This is a genomic window from Enterococcus gallinarum NBRC 100675 (genome assembly GCF_001544275.1).
Taxonomy (GTDB): domain Bacteria; phylum Bacillota; class Bacilli; order Lactobacillales; family Enterococcaceae; genus Enterococcus_D; species Enterococcus_D gallinarum.
Window position 1 is genome coordinate 126,694 of record NZ_BCQE01000003.1, and the last position, 20,966, is coordinate 147,659.

The 20,966-nt window shown below is 41.9% G+C and carries 19 protein-coding genes; 2 read left to right on the plus strand and 17 right to left on the minus strand.

Going from position 1 to position 20,966, the window contains the following annotated elements; all coding sequences use genetic code 11:
* Positions 1–14: 14 nt before the first annotated feature.
* The 11 genes from rnc to EG2_RS02040 form a co-directional block, all read right to left on the minus strand.
* A complete protein-coding gene (gene rnc, locus EG2_RS01990; RefSeq protein WP_003128057.1) occupies positions 15–707 on the minus strand; it encodes a ribonuclease III in 693 nt (230 codons plus the stop codon).
* 216 nt (positions 708–923) lie between these two features.
* Positions 924–2,708 carry an oligopeptide ABC transporter substrate-binding protein gene (locus tag EG2_RS01995; protein ID WP_060813270.1) on the minus strand — a complete coding sequence of 595 codons (1,785 nt, stop codon included), beginning with the start codon at positions 2,706–2,708 and terminating at the stop codon, positions 924–926.
* Between the two features lie 17 nt (positions 2,709–2,725).
* Positions 2,726–3,595, minus strand: coding sequence for an ABC transporter permease (locus EG2_RS02000; RefSeq protein WP_202399184.1), 870 nt, complete (start codon positions 3,593–3,595; stop codon positions 2,726–2,728).
* Positions 3,596–3,655: 60 nt separating this feature from the next.
* Positions 3,656–4,612 carry an oligopeptide ABC transporter permease gene (opp4B, locus tag EG2_RS02005; RefSeq protein WP_005470040.1) on the minus strand — a complete coding sequence of 319 codons (957 nt, stop codon included), beginning with the start codon at positions 4,610–4,612 and terminating at the stop codon, positions 3,656–3,658.
* Complete coding sequence (locus EG2_RS02010; protein ID WP_021150619.1) at positions 4,612–5,556, minus strand: ABC transporter ATP-binding protein; 945 nt, start codon at positions 5,554–5,556, stop codon at positions 4,612–4,614. Before EG2_RS02010 ends, opp4B begins: the two co-directional genes overlap by 1 nt.
* On the minus strand, positions 5,557–6,564 hold the full coding sequence (locus EG2_RS02015) for an ABC transporter ATP-binding protein (RefSeq protein WP_003128052.1): 1,008 nt from the start codon (positions 6,562–6,564) through the stop codon (positions 5,557–5,559). It abuts the gene before it with no gap.
* Between the two features lie 307 nt (positions 6,565–6,871).
* Positions 6,872–7,114, minus strand: a complete 243-nt coding sequence (gene acpP / locus EG2_RS02020) for an acyl carrier protein (protein WP_003128051.1) — start codon at positions 7,112–7,114, stop codon at positions 6,872–6,874.
* Between the two features lie 114 nt (positions 7,115–7,228).
* Entirely contained in the window at positions 7,229–8,245 is a 1,017-nt protein-coding gene (plsX, locus tag EG2_RS02025; protein WP_003128049.1) for a phosphate acyltransferase PlsX, read from the minus strand.
* 47 nt (positions 8,246–8,292) lie between these two features.
* Positions 8,293–10,356, minus strand: a complete 2,064-nt coding sequence (recG, locus tag EG2_RS02030) for an ATP-dependent DNA helicase RecG (RefSeq protein WP_260617732.1) — start codon at positions 10,354–10,356, stop codon at positions 8,293–8,295.
* Between the two features lie 147 nt (positions 10,357–10,503).
* Entirely contained in the window at positions 10,504–12,177 is a 1,674-nt protein-coding gene (locus tag EG2_RS02035) for a DAK2 domain-containing protein (protein WP_003128047.1), read from the minus strand.
* A 44-nt stretch (positions 12,178–12,221) separates the two neighbouring features.
* Positions 12,222–12,584 (minus strand): Asp23/Gls24 family envelope stress response protein, encoded by a 363-nt coding sequence (locus EG2_RS02040; protein WP_003128046.1) that lies wholly within the window; start codon positions 12,582–12,584, stop codon positions 12,222–12,224.
* A gap of 266 nt (positions 12,585–12,850) precedes the next feature.
* On the opposite strand from EG2_RS02040, the gene rpmB reads away from it, so the two are divergent.
* Both rpmB and EG2_RS02050 read left to right on the plus strand, forming a co-directional pair.
* Positions 12,851–13,039, plus strand: a complete 189-nt coding sequence (rpmB, locus tag EG2_RS02045; RefSeq protein ID WP_003128045.1) for a 50S ribosomal protein L28 — start codon at positions 12,851–12,853, stop codon at positions 13,037–13,039.
* A gap of 179 nt (positions 13,040–13,218) precedes the next feature.
* Entirely contained in the window at positions 13,219–15,849 is a 2,631-nt protein-coding gene (locus tag EG2_RS02050; protein ID WP_003128044.1) for a YfhO family protein, read from the plus strand.
* Positions 15,850–15,965: 116 nt separating this feature from the next.
* Here EG2_RS02050 and truA read toward each other — a convergent pair whose 3' ends face one another.
* From truA to EG2_RS02080, 6 genes are all read right to left on the minus strand, one after another.
* On the minus strand, positions 15,966–16,709 hold the full coding sequence (gene truA, locus EG2_RS02055; protein ID WP_003128043.1) for a tRNA pseudouridine(38-40) synthase TruA: 744 nt from the start codon (positions 16,707–16,709) through the stop codon (positions 15,966–15,968).
* Positions 16,710–16,776: 67 nt separating this feature from the next.
* Positions 16,777–17,574: an energy-coupling factor transporter transmembrane component T family protein gene (locus EG2_RS02060; protein ID WP_003128042.1), complete on the minus strand. Its 798-nt coding sequence runs from the start codon at positions 17,572–17,574 to the stop codon at positions 16,777–16,779.
* The gene (locus EG2_RS02065; RefSeq protein ID WP_060813271.1) at positions 17,564–18,430 is read right to left on the minus strand and encodes an energy-coupling factor ABC transporter ATP-binding protein; all 867 of its coding nucleotides are present in this window, start codon (positions 18,428–18,430) and stop codon (positions 17,564–17,566) included. The genes EG2_RS02060 and EG2_RS02065 overlap by 11 nt, the downstream gene beginning before the upstream one ends.
* Positions 18,406–19,242 (minus strand): energy-coupling factor ABC transporter ATP-binding protein, encoded by an 837-nt coding sequence (locus EG2_RS02070; RefSeq protein WP_060813272.1) that lies wholly within the window; start codon positions 19,240–19,242, stop codon positions 18,406–18,408. Before EG2_RS02070 ends, EG2_RS02065 begins: the two co-directional genes overlap by 25 nt.
* 271 nt (positions 19,243–19,513) lie before the next feature.
* On the minus strand, positions 19,514–19,894 hold the full coding sequence (rplQ, locus tag EG2_RS02075; protein ID WP_003128038.1) for a 50S ribosomal protein L17: 381 nt from the start codon (positions 19,892–19,894) through the stop codon (positions 19,514–19,516).
* Positions 19,895–19,965: 71 nt separating this feature from the next.
* Entirely contained in the window at positions 19,966–20,904 is a 939-nt protein-coding gene (locus EG2_RS02080; RefSeq protein WP_003128037.1) for a DNA-directed RNA polymerase subunit alpha, read from the minus strand.
* Between the last annotated feature and the right edge of the window lie 62 nt (positions 20,905–20,966).

The window sequence follows — 20,966 nt, forward strand, 5'->3', positions numbered from 1 at the left end:
CCGCCATTCCTTTCTTATTGATCAAGACTTGCTAAGGCATTTTCTGCCGCTGCTTGCTCTGATAATTTCTTTGATTTTCCTTGCCCCTCGCCAATCAGCACATCGTCACAATAGACTTCTGTCCAAAAGATTCGTTCGTGGGCAGGACCTTCTTCTTTCGTTAAACGATAGTTGATGGACACATCGCCAGATCGCTGCAAGACTTCCTGCAATCGGGTCTTGTGATCCATCTCATGGGAAAAAGCACCTGCTTTTACTTTTGGAAAAACAACAGCCGTCAAGAAACCGTCGACGCTCTCCAAACCTTGATCCAAGTACAACGCACCTAAAAAAGCTTCAAAAAGATCGCATAACAATGAGGGACGCTTACGTCCGCCAGAGTTTTCCTCTCCTTTGCCTAACCGAATATATTGATCAAAACGGCAATCTTTGGCAAACATTGATAAGCTATCTTCGCGAACGATTGCTGCCCGCAGCTTTGTCAACTTCCCTTCAGGAAGGTCCGGCAGTTCACGGTACAAATACCGTGAGACGATCAATTCTAAAACAGCATCTCCTAGAAATTCTAGGCGCTCATTATCGGATAGGTGCAAATTGCGATGCTCATTCACATAAGATGAATGCGTAAACGCTTGTTCGAGTAAATCTACATCATGGAAGACAATGCCGTAATCCTCTTTTAATTCGTTCATTAGCTGTGTATTCATTTGCCACATTCCTTCATTAGTTTATCGACACTTCCCTATTATACTGGTTTTTGGCTAATTATGAAATGTTTCGTCCAAAAACTTGAAGCCTCCATAAAAAAATTTTAACTGTTTATTCTCCTGCTCTTTGTTTCCATGACTGATTCATTGTTTTTTATTGATTTTGCCGCGAACAAAATAAAAAAAGACGTTCCCGAAAGAACGTCTTTTCCTAAATTAGCGAGATTCTGCTGTTACAGAAACTGTTGCCCATGGATTGTGATCTGCATCATATGCCCATGTGAAATCTTTGACGCGATTAGATACTGGTAATACTTCGTTACGGTAAAGCGAAGGAATAACAAATGCTTCATCCGCAGCGTATTCTTGCCATGCATCAAATGCTTCTTTACGTTTTGCTTCATCAAATGAATCTTTAGAGTCGATTGCTTCTAATAGCTTCGTATTTTCATCAGATTCAAAACGAGTGTAGTTAAATGCTGAGTTTGGTCCATAAAGTCCGGTTGGTGAAGGATCTGAACCTGTTCCCCATGCACCTTGATACACATCGATTTCAGGATCATCATTTTTCAATTTATCATAGAATGCTTGGAAATCAATCAAACGACCAGTTGTGTATTTCACATCTAAGCCGATTTCATTCCATTGTTGGATGTAGTAATCAGCCAATGGTTGAGCTGTTTCGCCACCTGACATTGAAGCAAAATTGATGGTTAATTTTTCACCGTTTTTGTCTTCACGCATGCCGTCGCCGTCAACATCTTTGTAACCAGCATCGTCTAACAATTTGTTTGCTTTGTCGATATCTTGTGTGTAACCTTTAACTTCTGTATCGTGCAATGTTCCAAATACCGGTGGGATCAATGTTGTCGCATTTGAACGTAGGCCATTATAGAAACGGCTACCGACAGCATCATTATCTAGTGCGTAACCCATTGCTTGACGCAATGATTTGTCCGCCATTTTTGATTCAGGATTGTAGTTAACTTTTCCTTCTTTATCATCCCAAGTACCTAACTTAAATCCAATATACGTATAAGCTTGCTCAGGACGGCCCAAGATTTGGTAGCCATCTGCATCTTTGTAAGTTGGGTAAGTATCTGTTGGCATTGACAATGCTAAATCATATTGCTTCGCTTTTAAACCTTCTACGATTGAAGCTGCTGGAACTGCTTTAAATGACAATTTATCCATTTTAGGTTTGCCACCGTAGTAATACTCATTTGGTACGTATTCTACAGATTCACCGGCTACGATGTTTGACATTACGTAAGGTCCGAAAACGATTGGTGTTTTACGAACAGGATCACTTGATTCCATATCTTTGACTGCAATACCTTCAAACGCATGTTTTGGTAAAGCAGAAGACCAGATACCGCCGCCTGCTTGCATCATACCAGGGTGAACTTCTTTGTATTGAATTTTAACGACTTTGTCGCTTTCTTTTGTGATTCCTGAGATTGTGTCAGATTTGCCATCGTGGTAATCTTCCATCCCAACAATATTTGTAAAGTTGTTGTCATAACGGATTCCTGTGTAATCTTTGTTACCGATCACTTCATAGGAGAAAATCACGTCATCTGCTGTTACATCTTCGCCGTCTGACCATTTCAAATTGTCGCGTAATGTAATCGTTGCTGTGTTATTATCTTCATCTAATTTAAGATTTGCAGCCCCACCATCAACAATTCGAAAATCAGCATCTGTTAAGAATAAACTTTCATTACTTGGTTGCATGAACTGAGAATCATAATTGTCTTGATAAAATTCAGTTTGGAACAAACCTTGGAATTGTGTATCCATAACTACTGCGACGTCCAATGTACCGCCTTTGATTGCTTCTGCGTCATTTTTGACTTCAACCGGCATAGAGCTAATATCTTCTGTTTCAGTTGCTGAGTTGCTGCCGCCTGATGAATCTGTTCCGCCACTATTGCCGCCACAAGCTGCCAATGCTAAGACTGACAAAAGTGTGACCATACCAAAAATATTTTTCTTCATCCTGTATCCTCCTTGTTTTAACCTAGTCGTTGACGTGCATCGGCTGAACGCTTAAATGCCTGACCAACGTAGTTTATACTCAACATCAATACTAAAATCAATATTGACGCGGGTAACCATATCCATTGTCTGTTGACCAGCACATCACCGCTGCTGGCGTACCCAATCAATGTTCCCAAACTTGGAACATTCGTTGGCAGACCAAAGCCCAAGAACGTTAGAGTTGTTTCGATACCGATATTTGCTGCAAAGTTCATCGTCAAGTTGGTGATGATCAATGAGCTTAAGTTCGGCATGATTTCGCGAAACATGATCACAAAATCATTGGTCCCTAATGTTTTTGACGCACTCACATAATCTCGGCGCCCTTCAGAAAGGGTCTTACTGCGGAAGAGTCTCGCTTTTCCGACCCAATAAAAGGCACTCATGACCCAGATAAACGTCCAAACATTGTAGCGAGGTATGATCGAAACAATAACGATAATGATCAACATGATCGGTAAGATCATGACAAAATCGACGATACGCATCAAGATATTATCAATCAACCCGCCATAGTAACCTGAAATGATCCCCAAGCCAACTCCGACGATCGATGTAATGATCGTGATGGAAAACCCAATCAAAATCGAATTACGCGCTCCAATGATCAATTGTCCCCAAACATCACGGCCACCTTCATCCGCCCCTAATAGGTAGGTGCCGCCATTTGGTGAGACTGCTCCTGGTGCAGCATATTTATCTAGAATACTTACATGCATGACTTGGCTTTGATCAATGACTGCCGAGCCGATGAATACGAAAAGCAGTACTGCTACCAACAAGACCAACGAAAAAATAGCGATCTTGTCTTTTAAAAATTCACGAAAAATCATTTGTAATCCCATAGGTGGGATACTTTCTTGTTTTAACACTTTTTCTTTCTTTTCAGACACGTTTATCCCCTCCTACTGGATTCTGATTCTTGGATCAACAATACTCATAATGATGTCTGATAGCAATGTACCGATCAATGTCGCCAGACCTAATATCAAAGTCAACGAAGTGATCACGGCATAATCCCGCTGTACAATACTATCGATAAATAATTTTCCGACACCTGGGTAAGCAAAGATTTTTTCAATGACCACTGAACCAGCGATCAATGAAGTGATCTCATACCCCATTTGAGATGCGATCGGCAAGGATGCATTTCGGAACACGTGACGTGAGAAGACTTTACTAGTTGGCACCCCTTTCGAACGAGCAGTTCGCACGAAATCCAATGATTTGGAATCAATCACTTCACTCCGCAGATACTGGATCGTCACAGCGGTACCTAATAGCGCAGAAGTGATAGCCGGTAAGATCAGATGATACAGACGGCTCCAAAACTCAGCCATTCCCGTTACGCCTGGTGCTACAGACCCCCCAGTTGGGAACCAACCTAAACGATAACCAAAGATAAACAGTGCAATCAATGCAAAGATAAACAATGGTACCGCAAAACTAAAGAAGTTATACACGACAACGACTTTATCTAAAATCGAATTTTGGTAACGTCCAGCCAACATTCCTAAAGGAATCGCGATCACATACGTTAAGATAACTGTTAACAAAGATAGCCACAATGTGTTGCTGATCCGTCCTGAAAGTAATGTTGCTACTGGTAGTTTATAGATAAAACTTTGACCAAAATCTCCTTTAAGTGCATTTCCGATCCAACGGAAATATTGTGTATACCAAGGATCATTCAATCCGGCTGCTTCCCGCATCCGTTCAATAACTGCTGGATCTTGGTTCGGATTAATCAATCCTGTAAATGGATCCCCGGGCATTGCTTGTGCAATCAAGAAAATTAAGACACTCAAAATAATGACTTGCGGGATCATTAATATCAAACGACGTAGAATTGTTTTCCACATTATTCAGCACCCCCATTTTTCAAAGCGACTTGATGTGTTCCTGTGATGGTTCTAAGGTCATAAACACGACCTGTTTCATCATAGTAATCTTTTTGGTGAGTGACATATTCCAACTCTACCCGACGGCGGTTTTCTTTATGCGCCTCACGATTTTTCACATCAATTTGAGGAATAGCTGACAATAACCGCTTCGTATAAATATGACGCGGATCTTGATAAATATCTTGGCGTGTACCGATTTCAACAAAACGACCTTTATACATGATGGCGATATTGTCGCACATGTGTTTCACAACACCCAAGTCATGAGAGATGAATAAGAAACTTAAGCCAAACTCTTGTTGGATTCGTTTCATAAAGTTGAGCACCTGTGCCTGTACAGACAGGTCCAATGCAGAAACAGGTTCATCAGCAACGATCAATTTAGGGTTCGATGCCACTGCGCGGGCAACCCCCAAACGTTGTCTCTGTCCACCAGAGAATTCATGTGGGTATTTGTATAAAGCATCTTCTGGCATCCCAACGATATCCAAAAGCCGTTTCACCCGTTGTTTTTCTTCTTGGTCACTCAAACGTTCAAAATTCCGTAGCGGTTCAGCAATAATATCCACTACCCGCTTTTTAGGATTCAGACTTGACATAGAATCTTGAAAAATCATTTGAACATCCTTGTTGTAATTCATTTTTTTGCGGACAGAGCGCTTTGTGACATCTTGTCCTTCGTAAATGACTTCACCGCTGGTAATCTTTTCCAAGCCAACGATTGCTTTCCCTGTTGTTGATTTTCCAGAGCCTGATTCTCCTACCAGACCGTAAGTTTTTCCCTTTTCGATGATGAAATCCACACCGTCAACAGCATAGACATAGTCCGTTACGCGGTTGAAAAAACCGCTGCGAATCGGATAGTGGACTTTCAGATCTTTGATTGTGATTAATTCTGACATCTACACTTCTCCTTCTTCGTCTCTAAAATGAAAATGCTTATAGCAAGTACAGCGAACTAAATGATCTGGTGCAACTTCATGCAGGACAGGATTTTCTTCGTGGTCACTAGCTGGGATCCAAGGGATACGAGCAGCAAAACGGCAACCAGTTCTTGGCATGTTTTTCAATGAAGGAACGACGCCTTCAATCACGTGCAGTTCACTGTCTTGAGAATCTTCTTGTGGAATTGAGTTCAGCAAAGAGCGTGTATAAGGGTGTTTTGGATTTGCAAACAACTCTTCCGCTGTGGCAACTTCAACAAACTGACCGCCATACATAACGGCTACACGATCAGCCATTTCTGCCACTACACCTAAGTCATGGGTGATCAAAATGATTCCCGTTTGTGTTTCAGCCTGCAAATCTTTCAACAAATCTAGGATCTGTGCTTGGATGGTTACATCCAATGCAGTGGTTGGCTCATCAGCAATAACAATTGGCGGTTTGCATGCGATGGCAATGGCAATGATCACCCGTTGCCGCATCCCACCGGATAATTCGTGGGGATACTGGCGACCCACCCGTGCTGGATTTGGAATTCCTACTTGATCTAGTAATTCAAGGGCCCGGGCTTGTCTCTGTTCCGCATTCATATTTGTATGATAAGATAAACCTTCTTTGATTTGGTCTTCAATACGCATGAGTGGGTTCAAAGCGGACAATGGATCTTGGAAAATCATCCCAATGTCGTTCCCGCGAATTTTGTTGTAAAGTGTTTCATTTAAGTTTGACAAATTCAAGTCTTTGTATAAGATTTCACCGGTGATTTTGGTATTGTTTGGATCATGCAATCCCATAATCGTTGTAGCTAAGGTACTTTTTCCACATCCGGATTCGCCTACGATCGCTAAAATCTCATTGCGTTCCAACGTAAAAGAAACACCGTCTACAGCGTCATAGTAATCATCTTTAATACGAAAACCTGTATGTAGGTTTTGAACATCTAGTAATTGATTATCAGTTGACAATCGAATACCCCTCTCTTTTTTATAAGATGAAGTGCCCTCTAATGTAAAAAAGTAGGAATTATAAGTCAAATTCCAAATGCTTTCTTAACATCGTGTAATATTTTCTTAATAATTATATAGAATCACTCACTAGATTGCAAGTCTATAAATTTTTAAGATACTGAATTTTCAGAATACTTACATTCCATTTACATTTTTTCAGGATGGTGCAAAGAAAAGGCACTTTTTTTCGAGAAACGAATGGTTATTAAACAAATTCTGATAAAGAAAGAGCTGGGTCATCTATGACTCAGCTCCTGTATCTGTCTTAAGCAAGATGGCTTGAAATATAATCAACTGCTCCGCCGACTGTTTCAATCTGTTCGGCATCTTCATCAGAAATCTCCGTACCAAATTCATCTTCTAATTCTAAGACGAATTCCATCACACTGATTGAATCAGCATTTAAGTCGTCTTTAATACTCATTGTATCCGTTACTTTATCTGCATCGATCTCAAAATGGTTTGCGATCACTACTGCAACTTTCTTGAATACTTCTTCTCGCGTCAATTGCCTTCACCTCCACGCGTTCGCACAAAACATAGAATGGCTAACAAACATTGTACTGCTTACATGCAAATTTGTCTAGTCCTTTTTTGCATTTTCATTACAATGATTGCAGTCTCATTGCGTTGGCTCTTCATGCTTAGGTGTTTCTTCAAAATGAGCCACCAATTGAGGAACCACATCTGCCTGCAACATGGTATAGATTTGTTTGATGGTTGCTGCCACGGCATCTGGTCCAGTCGCTCCATGTGTTTTGATCACTGGTGCTTTCAGACCAAACAAGACAGCCCCTCCGTGTTTGGCATAATCCATCTCATTTTTTAAATTGCGCAAGGCATCTTTCAATAATAAAGCCCCTAATTTCCCTTTGGTTCCGGAATTCATGATGGATTGTTTCAATAACGACATCATATTCAATGCGGTTCCTTCAATGGATTTCAAGACGGCGTTCCCAGTGAATCCATCTGTGACCACAACATCCGCTGCACCGTTCAAAAGTTCCCTAGCTTCAACATTTCCGATAAAGTGAATCGATGATTCTTTGGTCAACAATTCAAACGCTTTTTTGGTTAACTCGCTGCCTTTGGTCTCTTCCGTCCCATTGTTTAGCAACCCTACTCGCGGTTGTTGAATGCCTCGGACTTTTTGAGCGTAAAAAGAACCTAACACAGCATATTGAACGAGATGTTCTGCTTTATTGTCAGCATTCGCTCCTAGATCCAGCATATCAAAGCCAGTTTCTTTCCCAAGTACAGGCATCGTCGACATTAAGCCAGGACGTTCGATTCCTTTGATACGACCTACGATAAACAAACCTGCAGCTAACAAAGCACCGGTATTTCCAGCAGAGAAAATGGCATCCGCTTGACCTTCTTTGACCGCTTGGGCTGCTAAGACCATCGATGCGTTCTTTTTGCGGCGGATCGCTTTAACAGGTTCATCATCACTGTTGATTTTTTCATCGGTATGAATGATTGTAAGCTGACTTTCGTCTGTCACATATTTTCTGATTTCATCTTCTTTTCCGTATAATAGAAATTCGATTTCTGGATATTCTTTTTTTGCTAACATGACGCCTTCAACGATCGCTTTTGGTGCGTTATCGCCACCCATGGCATCTACGGCAATTTTCATGACATACGCCACTCCCTTCATTTTTCCAAGTTAGTATACCATATTCTTTAATCAAAAAATTGATTGTCTCGTTTTTCTGCTGCTAAATAATCGGCTAGCGCTTGATACTCCGGTAAAATCTGCCATTGGTGCTTCTGCCAGATTTGAGTTGCTTCTACTTGTGCAACTTCAAGAATATGGGCATCGGCTACTAAATCGGCTGCGGCGAATTCAGGTAAACCTGATTGACGATTACCAAAGACTTCCCCGGGACCTCGCAATTGCAGATCTTTTTCACTGACGACAAAGCCATTGGTGGTTTCAGTCATGATTTTCATCCGCTCTATTCCGGTTTCATTTTTGGGATTTGCCACCAAAATACAGTAAGAAGCATCTGCACCACGGCCGACACGCCCCCGCAACTGGTGCAACTGAGCTAACCCAAAACGATCTGCATCAATAATCAACATGACTGTCGCATTGGGTACATTTACCCCTACTTCAATAACTGTCGTTGATACCAAGATCTGTAACTGGTTGTCCTTGAACTCTTCCATGATCGCGTCTTTTTCTATATTTTTCATTTTGCCGTGGAGAATGCCCACTTGGTAGTTAGGGGCAAAATAAGCCTGCAGCTGCTCGTAAATCTCCGTAGCATTCTTGACATCTAACATTTCTGATTCTTCAATCAGCGGACAGATCACATACATTTGATGTCCTTTCGCTAATTCCTGACGAGCCCAGTCCAGCACAGATTCCAATTGAGGTGGTCGTACCCAACGCGTTTCGACCGGAATCCGGCCAGCTGGCATCTCATCGATGATGGAAACATCCATCTCACCATAGGCCGTGATGGCCAAGGTTCGTGGTATCGGCGTCGCCGTCATGAACAAAACATCCGGCAAATATCCTTTTTCTCGCAATATTTTTCGCTGATTGACACCAAAGCGATGCTGCTCATCTGTGATGACTAAACCTAGACGGGCAAAATTGACCCCTTCTTGGATCAACGCATGCGTCCCTACGACAATATCGATCTCACCTGCAGCCAATTGCTCCAAGATCACTCGCCGTTCCTTTGTCTTGGTGGACCCTGTCAGCAGTGCCGTTGTCACTTCTAGCGGATCAAATAACTGGTTAAGGCTTTCCAAATGTTGTTGTGCCAGAATCTCAGTTGGTACCATTAACGCCCCTTGAAAGCCAGCTGTCATAGTGGCGTACAGTGCGATAGCAGCCACAACTGTTTTGCCGCTACCGACATCTCCTTGCAGCAGTCGCTGCATATGTTGCGGACTTTTGAGGTCATGACAGATCTCGTTGGTGACTCGCTTTTGAGCAGCAGTCAATTCGAAAGGCAGTGTCTGGGTGAAAGCTTTTAACCGCTGAACATCATAGTCAATGGCTAAGCCGTTCTTTTCAGCCTTTTCGGAAATTTTCAATCCTTGGATCTGCATTTGAAATAGGAAGAACTCTTCAAAGATGATTCGCCGCTTTGCTTGATGACTTTCTTGCGGATCTTTTGGAAAGTGCATAGCTCGCATAGCAGTCTGGCGATCCAATAACCGATATTTCTCCGTTAAAGTTAGAGGTAAGATTTCCTCGATCTGGTCTCCGTATGATTCAAATGCCTGCCTGATCAAGTCAACCAGCACGCTTTGCCGTACCGATTTGTTTACATGATAGATAGGAGCGAAATCACCTGGCTTCTTGCTGCCAAGAATCTTCATCCCAGCTAGTGATTTCCGTTTCGCATCCCATTTCCCGTAAACCGCGATTTCTTCAGACAAAACAACTTTATCTTTTAAATAGGGCTGATTAAAAAAGGAAACATTGAATACATCATGATCTTGCATCATTCGAAACTGCAGCCGACTCTTTTTGTAACCAAAACGATTTACAACAGCCGGGGAAACAACGATTCCTTTGATCGTGACTTTTTCTTGATCTTGTATCTCGTTCAATTGACGCTCTTGAATATCTTCGTAGCGAAAGGGGTAATATCGCAATAAATCTTCGATTGTCTGGATTCCAAGCGCTGCGAGATCTTTTGCTCGCTTTTCTCCGACACCAGACAAAACAGTGATTGGCTGATCAAGCATTTCTTCCCTCCTCAAAACTAGTTGTTTGCAGATTGCTTTCTTTATTTTACTCTTCTCTGTTTAAATTACGAAGAATTTGAATGAAAAAAGATGAGCAAAAACAGGCTGTTTCTCTATCAATCAAAAAAGAGACGGAAACAAAAATCGCCCTGCGACTTTTGCCCCGTCTGCTTTCAAGTTTTATTCAGCCGAGAAAAGATACGGATAAACAGGTTGATCTCCTTGATGGATCTCCACTTCGATCTCCGGATAGATTTCTGTCAATGCTGCTTCGATTTTTGCTGCTTCTTTTGCTTTTCCTTCTTCGCCGATAATAATCGTAACGATTTCTGTTTCATCTGAAATCATCTTCTGCAATGTATCCATGGAAGCAGAGAAACAATCGGGTACAGAAACCACGATTTTCCCATCAACCATTCCCAAGAAATCACCTTCTGTGATTTCAATTCCATCGATCGCTGTATTACGAATCGCGTGTGTCACCGAACCACTGACAACACTTGACAAGATTTCAGTCATCGCTTGTTGATTTTCCGCTAACGTTGCTTGTTCATTGAAGGCCAACATTGCTGTCATCCCTTGTGAAATCGTACGGGTCTCAACAACAGCGACTGGGATGTCCGATACTTCTGCTGCTTGTTGTGCAGCCATAAAGATATTCTTATTGTTTGGTAAGACGATAACCTGATCTGCGTTCACTTCATTGATAGCAGTCACGATGTCTTCCGTGCTTGGATTCATCGTTTGACCACCGCTGATCACATAGCTTGCACCTAAGCTGGTAAATAGTTTATTTAATCCATCACCGGCTGCGATAGCAATGATTGCATAAGGTGTACGCGGACGTTTCACTGCAGCAGAGGGTTGATCGTGCTCCAGAATTGTTTCATGCTGTACACGCATATTATCCACCTTGATCTTGATCAAAGAACCAAATTTTTGGCCATAGTTCATGACTTCACCTGGATGTTCTGTGTGTACATGGACTTTGATAATCTCATCGTCATTGACGACTAAAAGAGAATCTCCAAGTTCGTTTAGATAATTTCGGAATGTTTCATAATCAAACGTACTGTCCACTGTTGGTCCTTCACCAATTTTGACCATGATCTCTGTACAATAACCGAATTTGATGTCTTCTGTAGCCATTTGTCCTTGAACGCTGCGATGATGTTCGGCATTGACCATTTCATCCATTGCTGCTGGTGTTGGTTCATAGACCTCATTGGCTTGATATTCTCCAGTCAGTGCATTTAAGAACCCTTCATAAATGAACAATAATCCTTGGCCACCACTATCGACTACACCAACTTCTTTCAAGACTGGCAATAGATCTGGTGTTTTGGCTAGCGCACGTTTTGCTCCGTGAACGACTGCTTTCATGACTTCTACACAGTCATCACTAGTTTGTGCTTTTTTCTCACCGTATTCTGCAGCAATACGTGCTACTGTCAGAATCGTTCCTTCTACGGGTTTCATGACTGCTTTATAGGCGGTTTCGACCCCATGTGTAAAGGCTTGTGCCAATTCTGGCGCAGTTAATGTTTCGACCGTGGGGATCGCTTTAGCAAATCCACGGAACAATTGAGACAAAATGACGCCTGAGTTTCCTCGTGCGCCCATTAGTAGTCCTTTTGAAAGAGTTGTGGCAAGATCGCCCACTTTTTCTGAAGTGGCATCTGCTACTGCTTTAGCACCGCTTGTCATTGATAAATTCATATTCGTTCCTGTATCTCCATCAGGTACTGGAAATACATTCAATGAATTGACAAACTCTGCATTTACTTGTAGACGAGCCGCGCCTGCCTGCACCATCTCTTGAAACTGACCTGCGCTGATATTCGTTACCTTCACTGATAATCCTCCTTAAAATCATCCGCCGCAAGCGGATCACTTGCCTAATCTGGCAGTACACGTACACCTTGGACAAAAACATTCACTGAATTTGCTGAAACGCCTAGCATTGTTTCAAGATTATATTTCACTTTTTCTTGCACATTGCGGGAAACTTCAGAAATTTTTGTACCATAGCTAACGATCGTGTAGACATCCACTGCAATACCGTTTTCTTCTTGACGAACAACGACACCGCGAGAATAGTTTTCTTTGCGTAAAATTTCATTGATGTTGTCCTTGATCTGTTTCTTGCTGGCCATGCCCACAATACCAAACACATCTGTTGCTGCGCCACCGACAACTGTGGCGATGACCTCGTTGCTGATTTCAATAATACCTGATGAGGTTTTGATTTTTACAGCCATAATATAGCCTCCTTAAGCGGGATATTCCCATCTTTCTTCTCTCACATTTTATCATAGCTGCTAGTCAAATAAAAGGATGTGACTTATGAAAAGGGGCTTGGCATCAGATATTCTTGTATTCTGACCTTGTTTAATTTACAATGTTTACTGCTAAAAGTCAATCTTTCTTGAAAATTACCCTTGCATTTTCTAACTTTCTATGATAAATTCAGATGGTATGAGCTGAAATAGCGCTCCAACATCAAGGCAAAGGAGGAAATAACCACATGGCTAAAGTTTGTTACTTTACTGGACGTAAAACTACAAGTGGAAACAACCGTTCACACGCAATGAATGCGACAAAACGTACTGTGAAACCTAACTTGCAAAAAGTTCGCGTTATGATTGACGGAAAACCTAAAAAAGTTTGGGTGTCAACTCGTGCTTTGAAATCTGGAAAAGTTGAGCGCGTATAATCTTAACCACACATTTTCGGCCGTTCTTGCGAGCGGTCTTTTTTGTTGTCTTCCGTTTCATTCCTCCTTTCCTTTCTTATGTCCTTTGTTTTTTCTTTAAACAGCTAATGACATTGTTTTTTTAATCCTTTGAATTATGGTACACTAATAAAAAATTCATAAGGATTAGGTGACTATTCTTGGCTACTATCAAATCATTCATCAAACAACATTGGCCTTATATGACCGCCAGTTTTCTGCTGCCGTTACTGATTATGGCAGTCATTTATTTAACGATCGGAATCTATCCCGGCAGCAGCCGCAGTGTCTTAGCGAGCGATGCCTTTTCGCAATTTTCGAATTTCCATGCCAGTTTTCGTAATGTCTTATTAGGCAAGCAGAGTATCTTCTATACTTGGAATGCCTCTTTAGGGTTGAACTATCTTGCACTGATCTCTTACTATTTAGGTGGTCTTTTTACGCCGCTGGTTTTATTGTTTCCCAATCAATTGATGCCAGATACGCTCTATGTGCTGACACTTTTGAAAATCGGCAGCGCCGGACTCGCATTTTGGTTTTACGCGAGTCAAACATTTAAAATCCAACGGTGGCATCATGTTACGCTTGCTGTCTGCTATGCGTTGATGTCCTTTATCACTGCTCACTCCGAATTGATCATGTGGCTAGATGCACTTATTTACCTGCCATTAGTGATTCTAGGGATTGATCGGCTCTTGCAACAAAAAAAACCGACTCTTCTGTTTGTCAGTTACCTACTGTTATTTATCTCAAGTTTTTATATGGGATTCATGATCGGAGTGTTCTCCGTCTTGTATCTATTCGTGCAATTAGGTCGCGATTGGAAGCAAAACAAGAAAGCAATCATCCCTTACGGCATCACTTCTTTATTAGCCGGTGGGGCTTCCATGATCATCATTTTGCCTGCTGTACTTGATTTACGTTCAAATGGGGAAGAATTGTCCACTATCACGAAGTTCAAGACAGAAGCTACTGGTGTTTTCGATCTTGTAATGAAAAATATGATTGGCGTATATGATACAACTAAATACGGTTCGATCCCGTTTATTTATATTGGCCTACTGCCATTACTACTTTGTATTTTATACTTTGTTTCTAAGAGAATTCCTTTAAAAGATAAACTGCTATATGCTGGATTGTTTAGCATTTTGATCGCCAGTTTCTATATCGTTCCCTTGAATCTCTTCTGGCATGGGATGCATGCCCCAAACATGTTCTTGTTCCGCTATGCCTATTTGTTCTCCTTTCTAGTGATTCTTTTGGCTGGTTATGGTTGGGAACAGCTGCAGCAAAAAGACCGAGGTCTGTTTGTGATTGTCGGACTATCTACGATTGCTCTCTTTGCACTTTCTTATGGACTGGGAGGAAACTCGTATGAATTCGTCACCACAGCCTCTTTTGCGTTAACGATTGTTTTCTTTGCCCTTTACTTGCTGTGTATCGGTTTCGGTCAACTTGGTATGCTAACTAAAAAGAAAGTGGCACTTCTCTTGTTGGTTTTCGTTTGCGGTGAAATGGCGATCAACACGAGTGGGATGGTTCGCGGAATCTTAAATGATTGGAATTACGCCTCTCGAAGTCTGTTCACTGATCCTTATCCTTCAATCAAGCAATTGGTGGATCAAGCCGATAAAGACAATGAGACCTTTTTCCGTTTGGAAAATCTGGATCCCGTTTCTTCCAATGACAGTATCAACTATGGTTACAGCGGTGTCAGCATGTTTTCTTCAATCCGCAACCGCAACTCCTCTAGTTACTTAGATAAATTAGGTTTTCGTTCAAGAGGAACGAATCTTAATATCCGTTATCCGAATAATACATTGCTAATGGATGCTTTCACCGGCATCAAATACAATATTAGCAAACAAAACTTAACAAAATACGGTTTTGAACGCGTAGGAGAAGCTGGAGACTACAAGCTTTATCAAAATAGCAACGCTCTTCCCCTTGCCATGTTAGCAGAGCCTTCGATCAATAAGATCCAACAGCCTGCCAACGACAATCTAACCAGCCAGAAGAATTTGATCAACGGTTTGGCAAACATTGAACAAAACTATTTTGATTTTCAACCGATCACTGTCATTCACAGCAAAAACACCGATATCACTGAAAATGGCATGTACACGACATTCCAAGAGCAAGAAAGCAATGTGGCGAAAGAGATTACTTGGCAAGTAGAAGTACCTGCTCATTCCCAAGCCTATCTTAGTCTGTATCCGGCAAACTTCGGTGAATTAGAGAGTTCTACAGCTACGATCACTGTGAACGGGGAACAGCGGGAAAGTCAAATTGGAATCAATGGTCAATATTATGATCTAGGCTACTATGATACGGCAACGACCGTGCAGTTTACGGCAAGTTTCTATGGCACTCAGTCAATTTCTTTCCAAAACCCACAGGTGGTGACATTAGACACTACCGCCTTTCAACGGGCAATCGATGCCATTCAAGAGAGAGGTGTTGCGATGACTGTCGGCAAACAAAATGCCGAAGCCGATATCACTACTGAGAAAGAACAGCAGCTTATCACTACGATTCCTTATGACAAGGGCTGGTCTGCCAAACTGGATGGCAAACCTATCGCTATTGACGCTTTCCAAGATGCGTTTATCAGTGTGAAGATCCCAAGCGGTACCCACCATCTTGAACTGACTTATTTACCGCAAGGTTTTGTGATCGGAGTCATTTTATTCTTTAGCTGCCTACTGCTCTTTATTTTGTTCCGCTATTTCTATCAAAGAAAAGTAGCAGCTGAGATAGAACACACACCCACAGACAAGCCAGGCAGATGAGAGCAATCGATACCTTCTTTATCTGCCACAATAGCAGTCAGCTGCGAAAAGAAGCGCCCCCCAACGGATCGATACGAATCGAACCTTAGGAGGCGCTTCTTTCTTTTAGTTCTCTTTTATTCATAGGCTACGCGAACCAAATACAACCCTTCCGGATGAGCAGTAGGTCCAGCGGCATTGCGGTCTTTTTGGGCAATAATGGCGGGAATGCTATCTGCTGGTAAGCGTCCATTACCGATCTTCAACAGGGTTCCGACCATGATGCGGATCATTTTATATAAGAAGCCATCGCCTCGAAAGGTAAAGAGTAGTTCGTCTCCGGCCTCATTCACTTCCATACTAGCTTGGTGAATCGTCCGGACTTTATCTTCTACGGAGCTGCCAGTGGCACAAAAACTGGTAAAATCATGCGTACCTAATAAATCGGGTAAAGCTTGCTGGATTTTCATTAGGTCCAACGGATACGGGTAATAGCTTGCGTAATATCTACGAAAAGGGCTTCGTGGTTTGCCGATATCTACGCGAAATTGATAGGTCTTCTCCCGCACAAGATAGCGGGCGTGAAAGTGTTCATCGACGATTTCCACCTGTTTCACAGCAATATCTTCCGGTGTTTGTGTATCAAGTCCAAAGCGCATTTTTTCTAATGGACGTTCGTCAAAGTCAAAATGAATCACTTGACCTAAAGCATGGACACCCGCATCGGTCCGTCCTGAACCGTGGATTTGGACTGCTTGTCCATTGTTCATGCGAGTCAATGTTTTTTCGATTTCTTCTTGTACTGTGCGTCCATTGGGTTGGCGCTGAAATCCTTGGAAATTGGTGCCATCGTAAGCAATCGTTGCTTTATAACGTACCATCTTCTCACCTGCTTTCATTTTCTCAAAAAAATCTGAGGAGCCGATTGCACTCCCCAGACATTTACTTTTATCCTCTTAATAATACTAAACCTACTGTAAAGAGCACAAAGACCAACACTACGAGTGTGTCGCGGTTGTGCCAGTGAAGAATCCGATACTTGGTCCGCCCTTCACCGCCTTGATAGCCTCTAGCCTCCATGGCTGTAGCTAGGTCCTCTGCCCGGTTAAAACTGCTGACAAACAAAGGGATCAGCAATGGGACGATAGCTTTCATCTTTTGCAACAACCCGCCTTCTCCGAAATCGACTCCGCGGGCACGCTGGGCATTCATAATTTTCTCAGTCTCATCCATTAATGTCGGCACAAAGCGAAGTGCGATCGACAGCATCAAAGAAATTTCATGCACGGGAAATCGGATGGCTTTTAATGGGCGTAATATATATTCGATTGCATCTGACAACTCCAAAGGTGGTGTCGTCAACGTCAGCAATGTCGACATAAAAATAATCAAAACAAAACGGCAAAAAATGAACGCACCATTCTGCAAACCAAATTCGGTAATATTGAAGATCCACCAGGACCAATAGACTTCTCCACCCGTCGTAAAGAGAATCTGCAATGCTACAGTGAATAAAATCAGCCAGATCAACGGGCGAACACCACGAACGAAAAAACCCAAATCAATTTTGGAAAGAAAAATGCTAAATAGCGTAAAAACAGCTGCCAAAAGATAGCTCTGCCAATTGTTTGCCAAAAAAATGATTCCAATAAAATAAAAACTGGCAAGTAATTTCACCCGTGGATCGAGTTTATGGATAAAGGAATCTCCTGGAATAAAGCGGCCAAAGATTAGTTTATTCATCATTTGCGGTCGCCTCCTTTGCTACGAGTTGATCCGCAAGTTCTTCTGCTGTCAATGGCAAGCGTTCGAAATGCAACCCTTTCGCTTGCAACAACGCTGCAAAAGCAGTTGCTGTTGGTACGCCTAATTGTTTTTCTTGTAGCCATTCGATATCTTGAAAAACATTCTTCGGTGCACCCTCTTTAACGATTCGTCCTTTTTCTAATACATAGACATAATCTGCAAAATTAGCCACATCATCCATCAAATGGGTCACTAAGATGATGGTCATATTTTTCTCTTGATGGAGTCGATGGAACATCTCCATCATTTCTTTGCGTCCTTGTGGATCTAAACCCGCTGTCGGCTCATCTAATACCAATACTTCCGGTTCCATTGCTAAGACCCCGGCAATGGCTACTCGGCGCATCTGTCCTCCTGAGAGATCAAATGGGGAACGTTCAAGAAAGCTTTCATCTAAACCAACGAGTTTAATGTACTCTTTCGCTAGTTCAGCTGCCGCTTCTTCACTCACACCAAAATTTTGGGGACCAAAAGCGATATCTCGAGCCACAGTTTCTTCAAACAATTGCGATTCAGGAAATTGAAAGACGATTCCTACTTTTTTACGCAATGGTTTTAAATTCTTATTATCAGTTTCAGGAGTGATCACGCGATCACCAATCGTCACTTTGCCCGCTGTTGGCTTTAATAATGCATTCAAGTGTTGTAGTAATGTTGATTTGCCACTACCAGTGTGACCCACCAATGCTGTATACGAGCCTTCTTTGATTTCGAGATCAATATCGAATAACACGCGTTGCTCAAATGGGGAATGCGGTTGATAAGTAAATGCTACTTTTTCAAAACGGATGTCCATAGCCAATCCACCATTCCTTCCTCTGTCAAGTATGCTGCAGGCACAGAGATGCCGCGCTGTTTCAAAGCTGCCTTCAATTTTTCTGGAAAAGGCAAATCTAGACCCAATTCGATCAATTCTGGGCCAGCCGAAAAGATTTCTGCCGGCGTCCCTTCACGAACAAGTTCTCCTTGGCGCATGACCATGACCCGATTGGCATTGGCTGCCTCATCAATATCATGGGTGATTGACAGAACAGTTAAATTATTTTCTTCCTTGATTTTCTTGATCGTTGAAATAACTTCTTCTCTTCCTTCAGGATCAAGCATACTAGTTGCCTCATCTAAAATGATGATATCGGGACGTAATGCCACAACACCAGCGATGGCTACTCGCTGTTTTTGTCCCCCAGAAAGTCTGGCTGGTTCTCGTGTTGCAAATTCTTCCATCCGGACTTGTTCTAGAGCATTTTTGACTCTGATCACCATTTCGTCACGAGGAAGCCCTTGGTTCTCTAGACCAAATGCCACATCATCTTCTACAGTTGAACCGACAAATTGATTGTCGGGATTTTGAAAAACCATTCCGACCATTTTACGGATATTCCAAATATTTTCTTCATTAAGCAGCATGTCTCCCACTGCAACGCTTCCTTCTTGCGGTAAAATCAAACCGTTGATCGTTTTGGCCAAGGTCGATTTTCCTGAACCGTTATGACCGATAAGCGCAACCCATTCTCCTTGCTCAATGGACAAAGAGACATTCTTCAACGCCGGACGATCTTCTTCGGTATAACGAACGGTGATAGCATTCAATTCAATGAGCGGCTTCATGATATACTCCTTCATTCCAGTTAATTCTTACTTACACTACCAAAAAAGTAAGTTATTTTCAATCATTCCGATGAGATTTCCAAACAGAACTTTGTTTTCACTTGCCATGACCTATCAAGACAGATCATCGAAAGTAAAAAAAAAGCACTTTATGATGAGTGCGTACACCTCGAAATACATCGAGGTGTAGGCGCTGAGCTAGACTCGGAAAGTTTCTTCCAACATCATAACACTCTTAATAAACATCTATAAAGTGATGATAAGTGTGATTTTAAACAAGTTCTAGGATAACCATTGGTGCAGCATCTCCGCGTCTTGGTTCTGTTTTCAAGATGCGAGTGTAGCCACCTTGGCGATCTGTGTAACGAGGAGCGATGTCATTGAATAGTTTTTGCAAAGCTGATTCAATAACTACTTCTTCGTTTTCTTCACGAACGCTAGCAACTTCATTACGAACAAATGCGGCAGCTTGGCGACGTGCATGCAAATCACCACGTTTACCTAAAGTGATCATTTTTTCTGCAGTTGAACGAACTTCTTTCGCACGAGCTTCAGTCGTAACGATGCGTTCGTTAATGAATAAATCAGTTGTTAAATCACGCAACATCGCTTTACGTTGGCTAGATGTGCGTCCTAGTTTACGATAACTCACGTGGTTTCCCTCCTTCACTTTCGTATGTCGTCTCGATCAGACGAGCCGAAACTAACGTAATCGAAGACGTATTAATCGTCTTTACGTAGTCCTAAACCAAGATCGTGTAATTTCACTTTGACCTCTTCAAGAGATTTACGGCCTAAGTTCCGTACTTTAATCATTTCTGGTTCAGATTTATTAGTCAATTCTTGTACAGTATTGATTCCTGCACGTTTTAGACAGTTGTATGAACGAACAGACAAGTCTAATTCTTCAATCGTCATTTCCAACATTTTTTCTTTTTGTGTTTCTTCTTTTTCCACCATGATCTCAGCGTTTTTCGCTTCGTCCGTTAGGTTTACAAAGATGTCTAAATGTTCGGTCATGATTTTTGCAGCTAAACTCATTGCTTCCAATGGTTCAATTGAGCCATCAGTCCATATTTCCATCGTTAATTTGTCAAAATCATCACGACGACCAACACGAGTATTTTCTACTTGGTAGTTCACACGACGTACTGGTGTATAGATTGAATCGACTGGAAGAACACCGATTGGCATGTCTTCTTTTTTATTTTCATCTGCTTGAACGTAGCCGCGTCCAGGTTTCACAGTTAAGCGAGCATGGAATGAAGCTCCTTCAGAAACGTTGCAGATATACATATCTTTGTTAAGGATTTCTACATCACTGTCTACGATGATATCGCCAGCAGTTACTGTAGCAGGTCCTGTAATATCGATTTCCAGGGTTTTTTCTTCATCCCCGTACATTTTTAATGCAAGACCTTTGATATTCAAGATGATTTGAGCAACGTCTTCCCGAACGCCCTTAACAGTTGAGAATTCGTGTAAAACTCCATCGATTTGAATATTGGTGATTGCTGCACCAGGTAAAGAAGATAATAAAATACGACGTAAGGAATTTCCTAAAGTAGTTCCGTATCCTCTTTCAAGAGGCTCAACGATGAACTTGCCATAATCTTTTTCTTCATCAATCTTTGCGATTCTTGGTTTTTCGAATTCAATCATTCTTATCTTTTACCCCTTTCAAAACGAAAAGTGTCTTGTTCAATGACGTAATTGTTACACTC